This window comes from uncultured Polaribacter sp., assembly GCF_947497695.1.
Classification (GTDB): Bacteria; Bacteroidota; Bacteroidia; order Flavobacteriales; family Flavobacteriaceae; genus Polaribacter.
The window spans coordinates 408,228-429,600 of the sequence record NZ_CANMHM010000002.1 but is presented as its reverse complement, the minus strand read 5'-3'; the positions used below and the strand labels follow the sequence as shown (position 1 = coordinate 429,600).

At 28.7% G+C, this 21,373-nt stretch carries 20 protein-coding genes; 15 read left to right on the top strand and 5 right to left on the bottom strand.

Annotation, left to right across the window (positions count from 1 at the left end; all coding sequences use genetic code 11):
* Positions 1–7 precede the first annotated feature (7 nt).
* The 15 genes from Q0731_RS04195 to Q0731_RS04125 all read left to right on the top strand — a co-directional run bounded on the left by Q0731_RS04195 (position 8) and on the right by Q0731_RS04125 (position 17,944).
* The gene (locus Q0731_RS04195) at positions 8–430 is read left to right on the top strand and encodes a hypothetical protein (protein WP_299060292.1); all 423 of its coding nucleotides are present in this window, start codon (positions 8–10) and stop codon (positions 428–430) included.
* A gap of 110 nt (positions 431–540) precedes the next feature.
* A complete protein-coding gene (locus tag Q0731_RS04190; RefSeq protein WP_299060290.1) occupies positions 541–4,269 on the top strand; it encodes an efflux RND transporter permease subunit in 3,729 nt (1,242 codons plus the stop codon).
* Entirely contained in the window at positions 4,266–5,483 is a 1,218-nt protein-coding gene (locus Q0731_RS04185; RefSeq protein ID WP_299060287.1) for a TolC family protein, read from the top strand. Before Q0731_RS04190 ends, Q0731_RS04185 begins: the two co-directional genes overlap by 4 nt.
* Positions 5,484–5,488: 5 nt before the next feature.
* Positions 5,489–6,043, top strand: a complete 555-nt coding sequence (locus Q0731_RS04180; protein WP_254712389.1) for an AraC family transcriptional regulator — start codon at positions 5,489–5,491, stop codon at positions 6,041–6,043.
* Between the two features lie 74 nt (positions 6,044–6,117).
* Positions 6,118–6,843: a heavy-metal-associated domain-containing protein gene (locus tag Q0731_RS04175; RefSeq protein WP_299060281.1), complete on the top strand. Its 726-nt coding sequence runs from the start codon at positions 6,118–6,120 to the stop codon at positions 6,841–6,843.
* A 12-nt stretch (positions 6,844–6,855) separates the two neighbouring features.
* On the top strand, positions 6,856–7,347 hold the full coding sequence (locus Q0731_RS04170) for a DUF305 domain-containing protein (RefSeq protein WP_299060278.1): 492 nt from the start codon (positions 6,856–6,858) through the stop codon (positions 7,345–7,347).
* Entirely contained in the window at positions 7,337–9,103 is a 1,767-nt protein-coding gene (locus Q0731_RS04165) for an efflux RND transporter periplasmic adaptor subunit (RefSeq protein WP_299060275.1), read from the top strand. The genes Q0731_RS04170 and Q0731_RS04165 overlap by 11 nt, the downstream gene beginning before the upstream one ends.
* A gap of 31 nt (positions 9,104–9,134) precedes the next feature.
* Positions 9,135–9,533 carry a heavy-metal-associated domain-containing protein gene (locus tag Q0731_RS04160; RefSeq protein ID WP_299060272.1) on the top strand — a complete coding sequence of 133 codons (399 nt, stop codon included), beginning with the start codon at positions 9,135–9,137 and terminating at the stop codon, positions 9,531–9,533.
* A gap of 58 nt (positions 9,534–9,591) precedes the next feature.
* On the top strand, positions 9,592–10,437 hold the full coding sequence (locus Q0731_RS04155; RefSeq protein WP_299060270.1) for an RteC domain-containing protein: 846 nt from the start codon (positions 9,592–9,594) through the stop codon (positions 10,435–10,437).
* Between the two features lie 268 nt (positions 10,438–10,705).
* Complete coding sequence (locus Q0731_RS04150; RefSeq protein ID WP_299060268.1) at positions 10,706–10,984, top strand: helix-turn-helix domain-containing protein; 279 nt, start codon at positions 10,706–10,708, stop codon at positions 10,982–10,984.
* A gap of 92 nt (positions 10,985–11,076) precedes the next feature.
* Positions 11,077–11,763, top strand: a complete 687-nt coding sequence (locus tag Q0731_RS04145) for a hypothetical protein (RefSeq protein WP_299060266.1) — start codon at positions 11,077–11,079, stop codon at positions 11,761–11,763.
* A complete protein-coding gene (locus Q0731_RS04140; protein ID WP_299060264.1) occupies positions 11,760–12,422 on the top strand; it encodes an ATPase in 663 nt (220 codons plus the stop codon). The genes Q0731_RS04145 and Q0731_RS04140 overlap by 4 nt, the downstream gene beginning before the upstream one ends.
* Positions 12,423–12,510: 88 nt before the next feature.
* A complete protein-coding gene (locus Q0731_RS04135; protein WP_299060262.1) occupies positions 12,511–13,890 on the top strand; it encodes an ATP-binding protein in 1,380 nt (459 codons plus the stop codon).
* 139 nt (positions 13,891–14,029) lie between these two features.
* Positions 14,030–16,027: an ATP-binding protein gene (locus Q0731_RS04130; RefSeq protein ID WP_299060260.1), complete on the top strand. Its 1,998-nt coding sequence runs from the start codon at positions 14,030–14,032 to the stop codon at positions 16,025–16,027.
* A gap of 954 nt (positions 16,028–16,981) precedes the next feature.
* The gene (locus tag Q0731_RS04125) at positions 16,982–17,944 is read left to right on the top strand and encodes an endonuclease/exonuclease/phosphatase family protein (protein WP_299060257.1); all 963 of its coding nucleotides are present in this window, start codon (positions 16,982–16,984) and stop codon (positions 17,942–17,944) included.
* A gap of 67 nt (positions 17,945–18,011) precedes the next feature.
* On the opposite strand, the gene Q0731_RS04120 is transcribed toward Q0731_RS04125, so the two are convergent.
* The 5 genes from Q0731_RS04120 to Q0731_RS04095 form a co-directional block, all read right to left on the bottom strand.
* Positions 18,012–18,194 carry a hypothetical protein gene (locus tag Q0731_RS04120; RefSeq protein ID WP_299060255.1) on the bottom strand — a complete coding sequence of 61 codons (183 nt, stop codon included), beginning with the start codon at positions 18,192–18,194 and terminating at the stop codon, positions 18,012–18,014.
* Positions 18,184–18,432 carry a hypothetical protein gene (locus Q0731_RS04115; RefSeq protein ID WP_299060252.1) on the bottom strand — a complete coding sequence of 83 codons (249 nt, stop codon included), beginning with the start codon at positions 18,430–18,432 and terminating at the stop codon, positions 18,184–18,186. Before Q0731_RS04115 ends, Q0731_RS04120 begins: the two co-directional genes overlap by 11 nt.
* Positions 18,410–18,832 carry a DUF5675 family protein gene (locus Q0731_RS04110; protein WP_299060249.1) on the bottom strand — a complete coding sequence of 141 codons (423 nt, stop codon included), beginning with the start codon at positions 18,830–18,832 and terminating at the stop codon, positions 18,410–18,412. Before Q0731_RS04110 ends, Q0731_RS04115 begins: the two co-directional genes overlap by 23 nt.
* A gap of 1 nt (position 18,833) precedes the next feature.
* The gene (locus tag Q0731_RS04105) at positions 18,834–19,589 is read right to left on the bottom strand and encodes a hypothetical protein (RefSeq protein ID WP_299060246.1); all 756 of its coding nucleotides are present in this window, start codon (positions 19,587–19,589) and stop codon (positions 18,834–18,836) included.
* Positions 19,590–20,191: 602 nt separating this feature from the next.
* A complete protein-coding gene (locus tag Q0731_RS04095; protein WP_299060368.1) occupies positions 20,192–21,220 on the bottom strand; it encodes a LacI family DNA-binding transcriptional regulator in 1,029 nt (342 codons plus the stop codon).
* Positions 21,221–21,373: the final 153 nt, after the last annotated feature.

Genomic DNA, 21,373 nt, shown 5'->3' with positions numbered 1-21,373 from the left:
TTTTAGAATGTCAAAGTTATCACATAAAATATTAGCTGTTTTAATGTCGTTTGTAGTCTTATTTTCTACAACTTCATTTGCTATCACAAAACATTTTTGTGGTGATACTCTTGTAGATACTGCAATTTTTTCTGAAGCTTCAACTTGCGGAATGGAAAATCAGAAAGATACTTCTGTAGCTATTTCTGGTTGTTCAATCATAAAAAAAGATTGTTGCAAAGATGAACAAGTATTAATTGATGGTCAAGACGAAGTACAATTGCAGGTTGATAAAATATCTTTTAACCAAGAATTATTTATTGCTTCGTTTATCTACACATACATTAATCTTTTTGAAAATTTAGAGAATAATGTATCTTCGTTCGAAGAATACGAACCACCACTCGTCATAAAAGAAATCTTCAAGATTGACGAGACTTATTTAATTTGATTTTTAAACAATAGACTATAATATCCTATAACTGCAATGTTATAAGGATAATTTGTTGTATTCGATGTTTTTCTAACATCTATGTCTAATTGTTTAATAATCAAAATATAATGCTAAATAAAAGCATCAAATTTTTAATAGAAAATAAACTTGTCGCAGTTTTACTACTCTTATTATTTGTAGGTTGGGGTACCGTAAACGCTCCTTTTAATTGGGATATTCCATTTTTACCAAGCAATCCTGTTGCAGTTGATGCTATTCCAGATATTGGCGAAAATCAGCAAATAGTATTCACAAAGTGGGATGGTCGTTCACCTCAAGATATTGAAGATCAAATTACATATCCATTAACAACTTCGTTATTAGGTATTCCAGGAGTTAAAACAATTAGAAGTTCTTCTATGTTTGGTTTTTCCAGTATCTACATTATTTTCGAAGAGGATATCGAGTTTTATTGGAGCAGAAGTAGAATTTTAGAAAAACTAAATTCATTACCTAACAATTTATTACCAGAAGGTGTAAATCCTGCTTTAGGTCCAGATGCCACAGGTTTAGGACAAATATTTTGGTACACTTTAGAAGGTCGTGATGAAAAAGGAAACGTTACTGGTGGTTGGGATTTACAAGAATTGCGAAGTATTCAAGATTACTACGTAAAATACGGATTGTCGTCTGCAAGTGGCGTTTCTGAAGTTGCTTCAATTGGTGGTTATGTTCAAGAATATCAAGTGGACGTGAATCCAGAATTAATGCGTCAATACAATATTGGTTTAAATCAAGTTGTAAAAGCCGTTAAAAGTAGCAATCAAGATATTGGAGCACAAACTTTAGAAATCAATCAAGCTGAATATTTAGTTCGTGGTTTGGGGTATATTAAATCTATCGAAGATATTGAAAACGCAGTAGTTACTTCCGAAGATTTTACAGCAATCAAAATAAAAGATATTGGTAAAGTTTCTTTAGGTCCTGCAACAAGAAGAGGTTTGTTAGACAAAGAAGGCGCAGAAGTTGTTGGTGGTGTTGTAGTTGCAAGATATGGCGCAAATCCTATGGAAGTAATTACGAATGTAAAAACTCAAATTGAAGAATTAAAAGGAGGTTTACCAACAAAAATTTTAGCAGATGGTAGAACATCACAAGTAACTATTGTTCCTTTTTACGATAGAACAGAATTAATTGAAGAAACTTTAGACACACTAAATGAAGCGTTAACATTAGAAATTTTGATTACCATTTTGGTAATTATTGTAATGGTTTTCAATCTTCGAGCTTCTATTTTAATATCTGGTTTATTACCTGTTGCAGTTTTAATGGTTTTTGTAACGATGAAACTATTTAATGTGGATGCAAATATTGTAGCACTTTCAGGTATTGCAATTGCGATAGGAACTATGGTTGATGTTGGTGTAATTCTCGCCGAAAATATGATTCGTCATTTAGATGATAAAAAGTTACAAACTCGTGAAGATGGAACAAAATATACTACAGACGTAGTAATTTATAATGCAACTGCAGAAGTTTCTGGCGCTATTTTAACAGCAGTTTTAACAACAATTATAAGTTTTGTACCTGTTTTTACAATGATTGGTGCAGAAGGTAAATTGTTTAGACCTTTGGCGTTTACAAAAACAATGGCACTATCAGCTTCTTTGGTTATTGCTTTATTTTTAATTCCACCTTTTGCAGCTTATCTATTCAGAAAAACAACACTAAAAAAATCTTTTAATCATATTATAAATATTGCTTTAATAGTTGCTGGTATTGTAATTACAATTAGTGGTTATTGGTTAGGTGTAATTCTAATTGCTTTTGGAGTTAATGGTTTATTGGTTATTACAGGAAAACTAAACAAGAAAAATAACAACCTTATAAATATCATTATTTCTTGTACAGCCATTATATTCTTACTCGCAGAATATTGGCGTCCATTAGGTTTTAATAGAAGTATCTTAATCAACTTGCTTTTTGTAGCCATTATTTGCTTTGGTATTTTAGGAATATTTTCAGTTTTTAGAAAATATTATGGTCAAATTTTAAAATGGGCCTTGGCTAATAAAGTGTTGTTTTTAATAATTCCTGCGACTGTTCTTATTTTTGGAGGTTGGATTTTAAACAACACAGGTAAAGAATTTATGCCTTCTTTAAATGAAGGTTCATTTTTATTAATGCCAACTTCGTTGCCACATTCTGGAGTTGCAGAAAATAAACGCGTTTTACAACAATTGGATATGGCAGTAGCCACAATTCCAGAAATTGAAACTGTGGTTGGTAAAGCTGGTAGAACAGAATCTGCTTTAGATCCTGCACCTTTATCAATGTATGAAAATATGATTCAGTATAAAACTGAATATATGAGAAATTCAGAGGGAAAAAGACAACGTTATAAAGTAAATGAAGATGGTGATTTTGAATTGAAAAATGGTGGTTTTGTAACAAATCCGAATAATTCTAAAAATGTCACCTTGAGCCAAGTCGAAAGGTCTCAACTAATCGAAGATGAAGATGGTGTATACTACAGAAATTGGCGACCAGAAATTAGTTCTCCAGATGATATTTGGAATGAAATTGTAAAAGTCACCAAATTACCAGGCGTTACTTCAGCTCCAAAATTACAACCCATAGAAACAAGACTGGTAATGCTACAAACTGGTATGCGTGCACCAATGGGAATAAAAGTAAAAGGACAAGATTTAAAACAAATTGAAGCTTTTGGTTTGCAATTAGAAAGTTTTTTAAAACAAGCAGAAGGTGTTAAAGTTGAAGCTGTTTTTGCAGATAGAATTGTAGGGAAACCATACTTACTGATTGATATTAATAGAGAAAAAATAGCACGTTATGGTATTTCTATTGAAGACGTTCAGAATGTTTTAAAAGTTGCAGTTGGTGGTATGCAATTAACTCAAACTGTTGAAGGAAGAGAACGTTATGGAATTCGAGTTCGTTATCCAAGAGAATTGCGTAACAATCCTGTATCTATAAAAGACATTTATATTCCTGTTGAAAAAGGGAATTCTGTTCCTTTAAGTGAGTTAGCAACGATTAGATATGAGCAAGGTCCACAAGTTATAAAAAGTGAAGATACTTTTTTAATTGGTTATGTACTGTTTGATAAATTAGATGGTTTTGCAGAGGTTGATGTAGTAGAAAATGCCCAAGAATTGTTTCAACAAAAAATAGATTCTGGTGAATTAACGGTTCCAAAAGGCATCAGTTATAAATTTACTGGAACTTATGAAAACCAATTACGTGCAGAAAAAACACTGTCTGTTATAGTTCCATTAGCATTAGCAATTATTTTCTTGATTTTATATTTCCAGTTTAAATCGGTTGCTACATCATTTATGGTTTTTACAGCAATAACCATTGCTTTTGCAGGTGGTTTTATTATGATTTGGTTATATGGGCAAGATTGGTTTTTCAATTTTAGCTTTTTTGGTGAAAATATGCGAGACTTATTTAATATGAAAACCATCAATTTAAGTGTAGCAGTTTGGGTTGGTTTTATTGCATTGTTTGGTATTGCTACAGATGATGGTGTAGTTATGGCAACCTATTTAACACAAACTTTTAAACGTGAAAAACCTGCAGATAAAAAGAGCATACGAGCTTCAGCTTTGGAAGCTGCAGAAAAAAGAATTCGTCCTTGTTTAATGACTACTGTTACAACAATTTTAGCATTATTACCAGTTTTAACCTCTACAGGAAAAGGAAGCGATATTATGATTCCAATGGCGATTCCAATTTTTGGAGGAATGGTCATAGATATCACATCTTATTTTCTTTTACCTGTTTTATATAGTTGGAGAGAAGAATTCAAATTAAAAAAAGCAAACAAATGAAAAATTTAATTTTTACACTAATAAGTTTTTTAGCTTTTGGTTTTTCAAATGCACAAGAATTAAATGTACTTATTGAGCAAGCTTTAAAAAATAACCCAGCAATTCAAAAATTTGAATTGCAATATAATATTGCTTCAGAAAAAATTAATGAAGTAAATACATTACCAAATACAGAATTTGGTGTTGGGTATTTTGTAAGTGAACCAGAAACCAGAACTGGAGCACAACGATTTAGAATTTCTGTAAAACAAATGTTGCCTTGGTTTGGTACAATTACTTCCAGAGAAAGCTATGTTTCTTCTTTGGCAAAGGTTAAATATGAAGATATTGTTATTGCCAAACGAAAACTAATTACTTCAGTTTCTCAATCCTATTATAATTTGTATGCAAATAAAGCAAAGCAAAATGTTTTAAAAGAAAATATAAAACTGCTTGAAACTTATGAAACATTAGCATTAACATCCGTTGAAGTTAATAAGGCATCTATGGTAGATGTATTGCGTTTGCAAATGCGCCAAAATGAAATGGAGCAATTATTGGCAATTTTAAATCAACAGTATTTAGCTGAACAAACTACCTTCAATAAGTTATTGAATCGAGATAAATCGATTTTTATAAATGTTGTGAGTGATTTGAATTTTCCTGCAGAAAATTTTGATACCAAAACTAATAAGTTATCAGTTCATCCAGAATTATTAAAGTACGATAGATTGTATCAATCTATAGAAAAATCAGAATTATTAAATCAGAAAGAAAGCGCTCCAATGATTGGTTTTGGTTTAGATTATATAAATGTTATAGAACGTCCGAATATTAGTTTTAGTGATAATGGTAAAGATATTTTGATGCCAATGGTAACCCTTTCTATTCCTATTTTTAATAATAGTTATAAATCAAAAACCAAACAAAACAGCTTACAGCAAGAAGAAGTTTTAGCACAGAAGCAAGAACGAAAAAATAAATTAGAAACGTTTTTAGATAAAGCAAAAAATGAACGCATTTCTGCAAGAATTAGTTATAAAACACAAACTAAAAATCTGAAACAAGCTAAAAATGCAGAAGAAATTCTAATTAAAAACTACGAAACTGGTACTATAGATTTTAATGATGTTTTAGATATTCAAGAGTTACAATTGAAGTTTGAAATGAATCAAATTGAATCTATAAAATCTTACTTCGTACAAACCACAATTATTAATTATCTAACCAATTAAAAAAGATGCAAACACTAAATATAAAAAATATGGTTTGTAACAGATGTAAAACAGTTGTTCATCAGTTATTTAATAATTTAGGTTTTCAGATCTTGTCTATAGAACTTGGTAAAGTTGAGATAAAAGAAAATGACAATAATAATTTTGAAAAACTTGAAAAGGCATTAAAAAAGGAAGGTTTCGAAATTATTAAAGAGACATCAAAAGCTTTGATAGAAAAAATTAAAATAGCACTAATTAAACATATTGATAAAAGTGATACAGACTATATACTTTCTGAATTAGCAAACGAATTAGGTAAAACATATTCTTTTTTAAGCAAGTCTTTTAGTAAATCTGAAGGCATAACACTTGAGAAATATTTTATAAGTCTCAAAATTGAAAAAGTAAAAGAACACATCCAACTAAATGACTTAAACTTTACAGAAATAGCGTACAGTTTAAACTATAATAATAGCAGTCATTTAGCAAAACAATTTAAAAATAATACAGGTATTACAATGACAGATTATAAAAAATCAGAGATATGGAATAGAAAGTCTTTAGACAAAATTGTATAAATATGATCCATAATTAGAAAAGTAAATTAGAAAAGCTCATTGTAATTTTACAGATTAATTTAAAATATTTAATAATGAAACACACGTATAATATTACAGGAATGACTTGTGGAAATTGCAAAGCTTCCGTAGAAAAATATTTAGGAATTATAAATAATGTTACCAATGTTTCTGTAAATCTCGAAAGAGGTGAAGCAGAAGTTACAATGGAAAAACATATAGAAACCAAAGTTTTAAAAGATGCTTTACCAGAAAAATATACACTTTCAGAAAAAAAAGAAGAAAAGAAAGAAATACCAGCAGTAGATTTTGGTGAAGAATTTGAAAAATCAAAATTCCAGCAATTAAAACCATTATTTCTAATCATCTTTTATATTACAACTGCAGGCATTTTATTGAATTACAAAAACTGGAATTGGAGTAGTTTTATGCTCGATTTTATGGGTTTATTCTACATTGTATTTAGCTTTTTTAAAATGTTAGATTTAAAAGGATTTCCAGATTCATTTAGAATGTATGATCCTTTGGCAAAAAGAGTTCCTATTTATGCTAAAATTTATCCCTTTATAGAAACTGCATTAGGTCTAATGTTTTTAATGCGTTTTGAAATAACTATAGCCCTAATAATTACACTGGTTATTTTAGGTGTTACTACAATTGGAGTTACAAAAACACTTTTAGACAAAAAAGCAATTAGATGCGCTTGTCTTGGTACTGCTTTAAAGTTACCAATGACAGAGGCTACGTTTATAGAAAATACCATTATGATAGTTATGGCAATATTAATGTTAACAATTTAAAATAGAAAAATTATGAATTCAAATGAACACAAAAACAATAATAAAAGTATGAGCAATTACACCAAATTCTTTTTAATGTTAGGTTTATCTTTTATAGCGATGTACATAACTATGTATTTAAATACCTATGAATTTGACCACGTATATTTTAGTCTAACACGCTTTTATATGGTTTGTTTAGGTACTTCTACAATGGCAGTAATTATGTGGTTTTTTATGAGAAATATGTATGAGAATAAGAAAAAAAACATTGCAATTCTTATTGGAAGTTTTGTTCTTTTTGCAGGTTCATTAGGTTTGGTTCGTGAACAAAAATCTACAGTTGGCGACATTCTTTGGATGAAAGCTATGATTCCACATCATTCAATTGCAATCCTTACAAGTGGAAGAGCTGATATTAAAGACCCAGAAGTTAAAAAATTGGCAGAAGATATTATTAAAGCGCAGAAAAGAGAAATTGAAGAAATGAAAGCGATGATAAAACGTTTAGAAAATGAAAAATAAAAATATAGCAATCTATTTGGGAATACTTGCTTTCGGTGTGTTGTTGGGCTATTTTTTCTTCGGAAATTCTTCTGATAAGACAACTCACAATCACAATGAAGTTTCTACAAAAAGTCAAATGTGGACGTGTTCTATGCATCCTCAAATTATGCAACCAGAACCTGGTGATTGCCCAATTTGTGGTATGGATTTAATTCCTGCAGAAAATAGTTCAGATGGTTTAATGGCAGACGAATTTAAACTGACAGAAAATGCAATGGCTTTAGCAAATATTCAAACGTCTATTGTTGGTAATGATAAAGTAGAAAATAATGGAATTATATTATCAGGAAAAATTGTAGAAAATGAAGAAGAAAATGCTATACAAGTAAGTTATTTCTCTGGTAGAATAGAACGTTTAAACATCAATTCTACAGGTGTAAAGGTTAATAAAGGGCAACTATTAGCAACTATTTATTCACCAGAATTATTTGCTGCACAACAAGAATTAATTACAGCTTCATCTTTAAAAGAAACACAACCAGCATTATACAAAGCTGTTCGTAACAAATTGAAATTATGGAAACTTTCAGAAACTCAAATTAATCAAATTGAGACATCAGGTAAAGTAAAAGAAAACTTTCCTGTGTATGCAACTGTTTCTGGTACAGTTTCAGAAAAATTAGTAGCAGAAGGAGCGTCTGTAAAACAAGGGCAACCTTTATTTAAAATAGCAAACTTTAACACTCTTTGGGCAAATTTTGATGTGTATGAAAATCAGATTAGTTTGTTTAAAAAAGGTCAAGAAATTTCTATAACAACAAATACCAATAAAGTAATTAATGCAAAAGTAGATTTTATAGATCCTGTATTAGATACAAAAACAAGAACCGTAAAATTAAGAGTTGTACTTAATAATAGAAACAACCTATTAAAACCAGGAATGTTTGTTGAAGGAAAAATTAAAGGAATCAATTCCGATAAAGGAGCAATTATTTCTATACCAGCATCAGCAGTTTTATGGACAGGAAAACGCTCTGTTGTTTATGTAAAAACAAATGAGAATGCTCCTGTTTTTGAAATGCGCGAAATTACATTAGGCAATAGAATTGGCGATAAATACGAAGTTTTAAAAGGTTTAAAAAATGAAGATGAAATTGTAACTAATGGAACTTTTACGGTTGATGCAGCAGCTCAATTGCAAGGCAAAAAATCTATGATGAATAAAAAAGGTGGTGAAGCAATGACAGGTCACGAAAATCATCTTGGTATGGAAAAGAATACTTCATCAATAACAAACAATTTCAATAAAAACGAGAGAGTAGAAGTGTCAGAAGATTTTCAAAATCAATTAAAAACAGTTTTTAATGAGTATATAAAATTAAAAGATGCTTTGGTTAAAGAAGAAACTAATAAATCAATTTTAGCATCAAAAATGATATTAGAAAACATATCTAAAGTAGATATGAAATTACTAAAAGATAATAAAATTCATACAGATTGGATGTCTTTAGTAAAAGAAATAAATATTTATACAACATCAATTTCTAAAGCATCAAATATTGAAGAACAAAGAAGTCATTTTAAAAATTTGTCTTTAAACTTAATAAAAGCAATTCAAATATTCGGAATCAACACAAAAGTGTTTGTAGAATTCTGCCCAATGGCAAACAGTAACAAGGGTGCGTATTGGTTAAGTAAAGAAGATAAAGTAATAAATCCTTATTATGGTGATAAAATGTTAACCTGTGGTGAAGTAAAACAAGTAATAGAATAATAAAACAAATTAATAATTAAATTTTAAACAAATGAAAAAAGTAATTTTAAGTGCAGTAATTATTGCAGCAACAGTATTCGCAAGCTGTAAAAACGAAGGTAAAAAAGAAACAAACACCAACAAAACTGAAGTTTCTAAAGAAGTGGCAACAACAGAAATTTCTTTTGGTGTAAGAGGAAACTGTGGTATGTGTAAAAGTACCATAGAAAAAGCAGCAAACAATGTTGAAGGTGTTGCAACTGCAGATTGGGATGTAGATAAAAAGAAAATTGCTGTTTCTTTTGATGAAAGTAAAACTAATGAAATGGCTATTCATAAAGCAATTGCAGCTTCTGGTTATGATACAGAAAAAGCGATAGGAGATTTAGATGCTTATGATAATTTACCTGGTTGTTGTAAATATGACCATACTATGGAAATGAACCAATAAATAGAATAGTAACAAAAATCATTTTTGCTATAAGATGATTTCCTCCAGATTATGAAAATTGAAAAAGATTGAAAAAATTATTAAAGAATTAGATCACAATTTAGAGTTTTTAGAAAAAGAAATTGAAGGTGCAATTGAAAGAGCAGAAGAAGGTATAAGAATTACGAAACGAGTTTTAGGTCAAATAAAAAATTTGTTTCTTAAAATCAGAACGATTTCTAAAAGTGAAGAAATTCATTTTTTTAAAAATTCTAAACCTTATGTTTTTAGCAAATTAATTTATTATGTAAAATTATTTAATATAGAAAGTAAAAGACCACGAAGTAGTAATAAATCACAAATTAAATACTTTAATAATCATATTGATAAACTGCAAAATTATTTTAATGATAATTTAGAGTTTTATCATTATTTTAGAAGAGGTGCTAAATTTCTCGATGAAGAATATTTTATGAGAGGTAAAGTAGATTTAAGATTATTTCCAGATTCACTTTCTTTTTTTACTGATGATACGTTTTCAACAAGTCACGATTCTTCTGTTGCAACAATACTTGCTTATGATATGTTAATCATCTATTTAAAAATAGAAATAGATAAACTTGAAAATTATAGTACAATGGAAACAAATTATGGAGCCTTTAAGAAACAATCAAAATTATTCTGGACTGGTAACAAAACAGATCTAATAGAATTGATTTATGCACTACATAGTTCAGGAGCAATTAATAGTGGTACAGCAGATATCAAAGAATTGGCATCGGTTTGTGAGCAGATGTTTAATATTGAATTAGGCGATTATTACAGAACATTTTTAGAAATAAAATCAAGAAAAATAAACCAAACAAAATTTATAGATAAAATAAGAGAATCGCTTTTAAAAAAAATGATAGAGTCAGAAGAATAATTACCCAACTTGGGTGTTTTAAAGTGCAAATTATTTTCATATAATTTGCACTTTTTTGTTATGCTAATTTAAAAATCAAAAAACTAAAATAAATCATTATAACACATTAATAATGAGTGAGTAAAAACACCCAAGTTGGGTGTAGCTTGTGTGTAAAACTTAATAATTCAGCACATATTTGCAAACGAAAGTCAAATCAGAAAGAAGGAGTTGTTTTTTTTAATGGGGGTAAATCAACAGCTTCTTCTTTCATTAAAACCGTTTTCAAATGCCAACATCAATTATTACCACAGAAGATTTAAGAGAGTTCAAAGAAGAATTATTAGAAGACATCAAAGCAATGATTAATCATCAATCTAGCTTTGCACCAAAAAAATGGCTGAAATCTCCAGAAGTTAGAGATTTATTAAGTATTTCTCCAGGTACTTTACAAAATTTAAGAATTAATGGTACACTTCCCTATTCTAAAGTAGGTGGTGTAATTTACTATGATTATGAAGAAATTGTAAAAGTTTTAGAAGAAAATCGCATTCATAATAAATTCTAAAGTTAAAATATCCTGTCATTTCGAGCATTGCTGTAGATGAAAATACATTTTCATTGAAAGTATGTAACGCAGTTATCGAGAAATCTTACTTTATGCAAAACGTAAATTTTATAAAACACCTTAAAGGTGTATTCTTTCAATTCTCAAAAGACAATCGTTTAAATCCGACACACATTAGCCTGTATGTAGCATTATTTCAAATTTGGAATAACAATCGGTTTTTAGAAGAATTCTATATAAATCGTGAAGAGGTAATGCGTTTTTCTAAAATAGGTTCAAAATCTACCTATCACAAGTGTATTAAAGAATTAAGTCATTGGAAATATATAATTTATTATCCATCACATAACCCTTATAAAGGAAGTAAAATTAAGATGTTCAAATTCGAGACAAGTACTGGACAAGCTCTGGTACACAACAATACCAATATCGAGACAAGCAGTGGACAAGCACTGGTATCTATTAATAAACATATACAAACTAATAGAAACAATAAAAACATTAATAAACTTGACCAGCCCAAAAATGAAAAAATAGTTATTGATTTTTTTAAAAAAGAAAAATGGCCAATAATTGAAGCACAAAAATTCTTTAATCATTACCAGGGTATTGGTTGGAAAGTTGGCGGCAAAACAATAATTGTCAATTGGCAAGCAACAGCTAAAAACTGGATGATAAAAGCTGAAGAAATAAAAAATAAAGAAACGAATAAATCAGTTAGCCAAAATCAAGACAACCTAAAGACCAGTAAAAATAAAAATTACAACGAACCTTTATGATTAAAATACAACCACATATCATTCAAGAAGGAAGTGTGCAATTTCAATTAGGCGAACAAAAGGGAAATCAAATAATATACGATTTTCCAAAAATGTTAATCTATTTAGAAGCAAAAGGCAAACTATTATTTGGTAAAAATTTCAAAATATATTCAGAAGATGAAACTGTTTTATATAAACTATGTATCTATTTCATTCGTGATTTTGAAACTTGTAGAAAATTAAAGATAGATCCTAACAAAGGAATTTTATTATCTGGCCCTGTTGGTTGTGGTAAAACCAGTTTGATGCAATTATTACCGTTTATTGTACCTCATCAAAATCAACATAGTCTAATTCCTGCAAGAAATATCACTTTCAGTTTTAATAAAAGTGGTTTTAAAATTATTGAAGATTATGGTAATAATGGCTTTTATTGTTTTGATGATTTAGGTGTAGAAACCACAGGAAGACATTTTGGTAAAGATTGCAATGTAATGGGAGAAATACTTCTTTCTCGCTATGATTTGTTCTTAAAACGTAAAATTAGAACACACACCACTACAAACTTAAATGCACAAGAATTAGAGAGCAGATATGGTATTCGTGTACGTTCCAGAATGCGAGAATTATTTAATTTGATTGCTTTTGATAAAGAAAGTTTAGATAAGCGAGTATAAAGGCAACACCTACTCAACATCGATAAAAGTGTAATGCAAAGACTAAAAACCAAACAATTTTAATAGATTTGTGTATAGCTATAATTTTATGTTAAGTATCAACGAAATAAAATCACTTATAAATTCAGGAGAAGGCTTTAACCTTGAATTTAAAGTAAGAATTCCAAATAAAATAAAAGAGGTTACAGAAGAAATTTGTGCTTTTGCAAATGCATCTGGTGGTGCTCTTATTTTGGGTGTTGATGATGCTAATAATGTTAAAGGAGTTACGTTTAACAATGTAAAACGTTCCGCTTTGCAGAATTCAATAAATGAAATTACACCAACATTACTTTGCAATATTTATACGACAACTATTGATGAAAAAGAAATTGTAATAATTGAAGTTCCTTCAGGTGTAAATAAACCTTATGTCCTTTCTGGAGCAATTTATGTTCGACAAGGTCCTAATTCTCAAAAATTAACCACGGTAGAAGAAATGAGAGATTTCTTTCAGCAAGCTGATAAGATTTATTATGATGAGGCGCCTTGTAAAACAATAGATGTAACTAAAGATATTCCTGATGCCAATATCAATCAATTTAGAGAATTAGCAGGTTTAGGTACTACAGTTTCTAACGAGCAAGTATTCAATAATTTAAAATTAGTAACCAAAGAAGGCTTCCTTAAAAATGGTGCTACTTTATTCTTTGCAGAAAATCCAGTACAATTTTTTGACAAAGCTGTAATTAGATGTATTGTTTTTGATGGTATTGATAAAAGATATATTACTGATGATAAAATAATGTCTGGTACTTTATATCAGCAATTTCTTCAAACAATGACTTGGTTAAAAACAAAACTAAATGTTCGTTATGACATTGAAGGAAATGGTTCACAACCTCGAAAAGAAATTTGGGAAATTCCTGAAACAGTTTTTAAAGAAGCTATTATTAATGCTTTAGCACATAGAGATTATTATGATAAAGGAGCTCGTATTTCTGTGGAAGTTTTTAATGATAGAATTGAAATTTCTAATCCTGGAGGTTTAGTAAGTGGAATTCCTAAAAATGAATTTGGAAAAAGAAGTTTAAGTAGAAACCCTTTAATATTTGGTCTTTTCGAAAGAATAAGAATGGTAGAGCAAGTAGGTTCTGGTATTAGTAGAATGAGAGATTTAATGTTAGAAAATAATTTAACTCCACCAGAATTTAATACTGAAGGTATATTTACGGTAACATTTAGAAGACCTTTCGATTTTAATAAGTGGGTAGATAAGTGGGTAGATAATCTAACAGATAATAGAATTAATATTATCAAAGCTATTCATAAAAATAATAAAGTTTCTAAAAGAGAATTAGAAGAAATAGTGGAGTTAAGTGCTACTGCCATTGATAATAATCTAAATGTTTTAAAAGATCGTGGGCTTATTGTAAGAGTAGGAAGCGCAAAAGGTGGTCATTGGAAAATAAACTATATACTTCCGTAAGTGGGTAGAAAGAGTGGGTGGAAAATTTAGGTGTGTATTTGAAATAATTTCTTTTTACAACTATAAATTTGTCTTATCGTTAAAAAATAAAAAGATATAAAATCTTATCAATTAATGCTTTTTGTTATTTTTACAATCTATGAAGAAATATACCTCAAGAATCACATCTAAAAGTATTGAACAAAGTGGATTACCAAGTGGTTATAAAGCTATTGCAGAATATATTTGGAATGGTTTCGATGCTCAAGCAACTACTATTAATATAGATTATGTTTCAAATGAGATAGGTTACTTAAATAATTTATCAATTTCAGATAATGGTATAGGTATTAATTTATCAGATATTGAAAATACATTTGGTAAGTTTCAAGATTCTCAAAAAGCATTTACTTTTTCAAAAACAGGTTTTATTAAAGGTAAAAAAGGTAAAGGTCGTTATTCATTTACAACATTTGCCAATCAATCACAATGGGATACAGTTTTCAATCAAGATGATAAAAATTTTCAATATTCCATTATTATCAATAAAGAAGATAGTCAAAATTATGGTATAGAAAGTGAAAAGAAAATAGTTAAAATCAATACAGGTACTATAGTTTCTTTTGATGGCTTTTTTGATTTGTTTGGTGATCAATTGGATAATGAAACTTTTTTTGATTTTTTAGCAGGTGAGTTTGGTTGGTTTCTGCATTTAAACAAACAGAGAGATTATAGAATAATAGTTAATGGAACAAGGATTGATTATAATAGAATTATAGCTGATTCAGAAGATTTTGAAACTACAATTATTGATAATAAATTTAAAGTATCCTATGTTAGATGGTCAAAAAAAATTGGAGATAAATATTTTAATTATTTTTTAAATAGTAATAAAATTGAAAAACACCGAGTTCACACTTCTTTTAACAACGGAGCTATAGATTTTCATCATTCCGTTTATGTTGAATCAGGTTATTTTAATGATTTTTTACCTACGAAAATTGATGCCCCATCTACAGATAAAAATCAACAAGATGAAACGTTTAAATTACTCGTTTCTCATTTGAAAGATTTTATATCAAAAAAAGAAAAAGAGTACATAAAAGATAATAAAGCTGAAGATTTAATTATTAAATATAGAAAAGATAAAGTATTTCCTTTTTTTAAAAATACTAAATATGAACAATTAAGAAAAGATGATTTAGAGAATGTAGTAAAAGAACTTTATTGTGCTGAACCAAAAATCTTCCACAAACTAAATAACACACAAAGTAAAACATTAGTTGGTTTTCTTAATTTGCTTTTAGATTCTGAAGAACGTGATAAAATATTAACGATTATTGACGGTATTGTTAATCTGACAGATGATGAAAGAACAGAATTATCAGAAACATTAAGTAAAACAAAATTCACTCATATTTTAAGTTTAGTTAAACTTTTAGAGAATAGACATACTGTTGTTGAAACTTTAAAGATTTTGATTTTTGATTTAGAAAAATTCACTAATGAAAGAGATCATATTCAAAAAGTTATAGAAAATAATTACTGGTTATTTGGTGAAAAATATCATTTGGTTTCTGCTGATGATAATTTTGAAATTGTTTTAAATAATTATCTTAATTTTTTAGAATTGAATGACAACAAAAAACCTATAATTAGTGAAGTAAATCAACAAGAAAAATTAAGAAGACCAGATATATTTATTTGTCGTAAATCAAATATTCCAGACCCAAATTCAGATGATGATATTATTGAAGAGAACATCATAGTCGAACTAAAAAGACCTTCTGTTACTATTGGTAAAGAACAATATCGTCAAATAGAAGATTATTTAAATTTCATTGTAAATGAAGTTAAATTTAATAGTCAATTAAGGCAATGGAAATTTATTTTAGTAGGTAAAGAAGTTGATAGTTTTATAAAAGGCCTTTATTTAAATCAAAGTAATAAAGGAAAACGGTTTCTTGTTCAATCTATAAATAATTTTGAAATTTACGCAATGACTTGGGATGATTTGTTTAAACAGTACAAACATCGTCATAGAAATTTAGTAGATAAATTAGAATTTAAAAACACAATAAAAGAGGAATTAAAATTGAAAGGGATAAATTTCGATAAAGAACTATCTGATACTCTTACAAAAGAAATAATTCAATAAAAATTAAAATCCCCACAAACCAAAACCCAATTTATTGCTAAAAAAGCAAAAAACCTTTGTCTTTTGGTTTGTTCCGCGCGCCAATGCAAGTTTAGCGTTTTAAAATCTATAGGTAGTTGCATTTTAGAGCTTGTTCCATTCGCAAACTCATTACACAACTCTAAAAAGCAACGCGTGTTTATTATTTCATAAAACACAAAACTCCCCAAAGCTATCTTTACATAATGCGCAGTTATACTGCTCTTCCGTAAAAACTCCAGGCACTATAACGCCATTATGTAAAATAGCCGCACATCCAACGCGCACCCAGTAATTAATAATAAAAAGCAGATAATTAGATAACATTCCATCTTTGTTGCATTGTTTTTATAAGTGCTTATTGGTAATTTTAAATGAATATTATTAAAATCATTAAAATTTCAATTTAAAAAGAAATTGTAAAGCACCTATAAAATCAAAAAAAAGCCAATAAGAGTATAAATTTTTATTTGTAAAGTAATTAGTAAAAGTTGGTTTCACTAAAAGCAAATGCTAATCATATAAAAACAAATTGAGGTATTAAAACTCAACATCAGTAGTACTAAAAAAAATGTAGTGCATTCACTTTTAACAAAACCAATCAATAGCAATATATAGTACAAATAAAAATTTACACACTTATTTTCGCTTCTGCCAGCGCACTACGTACTTCGTCTTTAATTATTTTCATTCAATCGCCATTGGGCTAACATTTTAAAAGATTGATAAACCCCACGCTCCAACCAGCCTCTGTTTATCAATTTTTTAAAACGATAAATCACATTTTTCCCTTATCTCATTCATCTGCACAAAAATTCTGCTAAATTCATTTAATTTCTTTATCAAAATTCTTTGTTTGCCTCATTTCGTTAAGTAAAAAAATAGGTACGAATGTAAATATCTAAATAATTATCATAAAAATTGTATTTTTAAAGTATGGCTAAAATACTTGATACACCACCAAAAGAAGTTCAAAGAAATATTGAAGTTTTAAATTTAGATTTAGATAGTAAAATTCCATCTAAAAAATTAGATAAAAACTTACTCATTGCAAGTTGGAATATTAGAGCTTTTGGAAATCTTACTCGAAAATGGGATAGTGATGATGATGATAGTCCAAAAAGAGATTTACACTCCATACTTTGTATTGCAGAAATCATAAGGCGTTTTGATGTTATTGCTGTTCAAGAAGTCAAAGCAAATATTAGAGCTTTGAGAGATACTATGAAAGTTTTGGGAGAAAATTGGTCAATGATTCTTACAGATGTTTCAAAAGGCTCATCTGGCAATGGAGAGCGAATGGCTTATCTTTTTGACACAAGAAGAGTAAAACTTTCTGGATTAGCAGGTGAATTAGTTGTCCCAAACGAATGGACAGATAAAGCAAAACAAGAAACTTTAGATGAGCAATTTGTAAGAACACCTTATGCAGTAAGTTTCAAATCAAACAATCAAACTTTTATTTTAGTAACACTTCATATTTTATATGGAAAAAAATCTAAAGACAGGATAAAAGAATTAAAAGGAATTGCAGAATGGCTATCTGACTGGGCAAAAGACATTAATGCTTATCATCAGAATTTAATTGCTTTGGGTGATTTTAATATTGATAAGAGAGGGGATTTGCTAGATAAAACTTTCTTATCTGAAGGTTTATATGTACCAACAGAACTCCAAAATAAAAAAGTAACACGTTCTATTTTCAATGAAACTAAATATTATGATCAAATAGCTTGGTTTAATGGTAAAGGAAAACAACCAAGATTATCATTAGAGTTTATAAATGGTGGTAATTATGATTTTGTTGGCAAAACACTAACAAATCGTAATCTTCCAAAAAGAAGTTTATCTTATCATATTTCTGACCATTATCCTCTTTGGGCTGAATTTAAACTATAAAAGGAAAGAGAATCAAATATAAAATCTGATTCTCTTTCCTTTTTTTGTCTTCTTAATGATTTCTAAACTACTTTTTATATTTTATTTTTAATCTTTGAAAGAAGTACTTTAAAATGACTGAAACAATAAAACTTACAACTGCTCCAACTATAGCTAAAACAATAGTAGTAATAAAGTCTTCTACTCCAATATGAATTACGGAAGAAAGAAATGTACCTCCAAAAAAACTTACTTTTGAATTATAATTCATCACTTTCAGCATTTATATTTTTTTCAAAAGAACTTTCATTTTTTGTTACTGCCTGACTTACTGCTGTTGCAACAGTTCCTGCCACTGTCATATAAGTAGCAATTGTTATTATTGTTGCAGGAATACTTATTGGTGCTGCAATAATTGCACCTCCTGCAGTAGCTAATGCAATTCCAATATTTCTTAAAATTCTAAAGAATTTTGGTGTTGGTTTTTTATAACGTTCTATAATTTTCATAATTCTGTGATTTAACGATTAATATTATTTTTTCCTTTCGTTCTTTAGCTTGATGAACCAAAGACAGTAATTTTTGCATTGCATCCCTTGAATAAATCCCTTTTCCAATACCACTTAAGTAAGTTACAGGAGCAATACAACCTTCTAAATCTCTTTTTGCATCATTTGCAGGATGAAATAAAATAAAGCTTCTATTAGCTACATTTTTCAATATCAAATGATGTTTAAACTTTTTAGAAAAGCGAGGAATAACTTCATATTTTCCTTCTGGTATGCAGGAGATACTTCGCGCATTATTTATCCAGGGTAATTCAATGGTATGGCAAAGAAATTTGCTTGAATGAAAGAGAGTACCATTGGTACCCTCTTCAAAATAGCTTCTATGAAGAATTAACTCCATTTTAAGGTTTATCAATAATGGTAACAGACAATGCGTTATAAGTACCATTTTTCAATGAATACATCTGTCCATTTACTTCTTGGTAAAATTCAACTCCTAACACCTGTACTACAGGAAAGGTAGAATTTGCAGTGATTGAAGCTGTCAAAGCAATTGCAGCTGTATTTGCAACAGTATATGGCAAAATTGCAGTTTCGTCATTTTCAAAAGTTGAAGTTTCATTTACAAAATCTAATTCTGAAGCACCCATTACAATTTTAAAATGTGTGGTACCTGCAGGAGCTGCAATTCTAACAGTCGGTGAAAAAGATGCTAAATTTAAAGTTGCATCTCCAGAAACTCTATCAAATGCTTTTATAAATGGAGCGAATAAAGTTGCGCCTAATTTTCCGTTTAAATTGAATTCAAACGCTTCTAAAAGGTTTAAATTTCCTTCCTGTAAAGTTCTCTGACCTCTTTCATTAACAATATCAGTTTTAGTAACTGCCACTAAAATTTTTGTCAAACGAGAAACTACTCTTTTATCTTTTGCATTTTGTAAAAGCACACGAATTGCATTTCGCAATACTTTTCCTCCTTTCCCAGCTCTTCCAAATTCAGAACCATTTTCACGCGTTCTTTGAAACGCAGGATCATTTTGAATTCTGTTTTTGTCCACACCACCTTTTTCACGAGCTAAATGTCCATCACTTGTTTTGTAAAAAGAAATACCTCCGATAGTTCCTTTTAATTTGATAATACCTGTTTGTTTTGCCATAATTTTTACTTTTTTTTATGATTAATATTTCAAATCACGTAACTTTATGGCAGTCAATAAAAAATCAAATTCCGTTTTTGGGTGTTCTTTCCGATAACACCATAAACGTCATTAAAATATTGATAACACTAACGTGTTGTCAACATTTTAACAACGCATTATTACCATCATCATATAATTATAGAATATGGCTTAAGTATGGATAAAGCATAGATAGTGTATTATGAATCAAAAAAGAGCTTGCATATACCCAAAGGACATTCAGCGCATTACAGGGCGCAGTGAACGTTATGGGCGAAAGCTTTTAAATGATATAAAAAGTTTTTTGGATAAAGAACCTCATCAATTTATAACTATAGATGAATTTTCTGAATACTCTGGAATTCAGTTAGATATAGTAAATAAGTATATTAGAGATTAAATTTTAAGGGACTAATTAGGTGTCAGTAAAAATTCATATATTTGGAATCATAGATGAACAGAGGGTTTATGAGAATTGTGTTAGTTCCTTCCTCTCTGCAAAATAGTTTTAAAGTGAAAAAGTATAAGGTATTAGAGTTCTTTGTTTAATTACTTAGAACTTTTAATTTAAAAATATTTTATTAGAATGGTAAAGGTTTAGTTGATTCCCTTGTTATTAAATCTGTTTCTAAAACAATTTCTTTATAATTAAAAGGTCTTTTTTCTTTTTTATATCTTATTTCTTTATATAATAACTTAAATGCTTTTTTTCCCATTTCAAAACCAGGTTGGTTTATTGTTGTCAATGATGGTGATATTACAGAAGCCATAAACCAATTACTAAAACCAATTACATTAATTTGTTCAGGTACTTTAATTCCTTGGTTATTAAACTCGGCAATTGCACCAATTGCAACCAAATCTGTATTGATAAAAATACCATCAACATCTTTGTGGTTTTTTAATAGTTCTTTAGCATATAATTTACCCTCCTCAAAACTCATGTCATTTAAAAGATAAACCAAAGACGAGTCGTATAAAATATTGTTATCTGTAAGAGCTTGTTTGTAGCCTAAAAAACGATCAATTGAATTTTGGGGCAATAATGGTCCTCTAAAATGAGCAATTCTTTTACAACCAATGTCTATTAAATGCTGTGTAGCTTTGTAGGCAGCTTTTCTATCATCAACAATAACTTTAGAGCACTTTATGATTTTTGCAATTTTATCAAACATTACTAGAGGTGTATCATCTTCTATAATTTCTTTTAAATGTTTGTAATCTGCTGTACCATTTGCTAAAGAAATTAAGATTCCATCAACCCTTTTATTTGCTAATAAGTTTAATTGTTTTTTTTCTAATTCATAAGATTCATTAGATTGCAGTGTTATGACTAAATACCCTTTTTTTTCTGCTTGGGAAACAATGCCTTTAACAACACTTGAAAAAAAATGATGTACTATTTCTGGAATAATTAAACCTATAGTTTTAGATTCTTTCGTTCTTAAATTTACAGCAAAAGTATTAGGTTTATAATTAAGCATAGCCGCAGTTTCTCTAACAAGTTTTCTTGTTTTTTTACTAACATCAGGATATTCTTTTAAAGCTTTAGAAACTGTAGTAATAGAAATGCCTAATTCCTCTGCTATATGTTTTAGAGTTACCAAAATATTTTATTTTAAAATTATTGTTTGTTATTTTACCTTGTAAATATACTAAATTATCTGACTCGAAAACGTTTTCGGTAAATCGAAAACGTTTTCGATTTATTTATTTAATAATTTAAAGATGTATAAATATACTTTTGATAAAAAATTAATTAA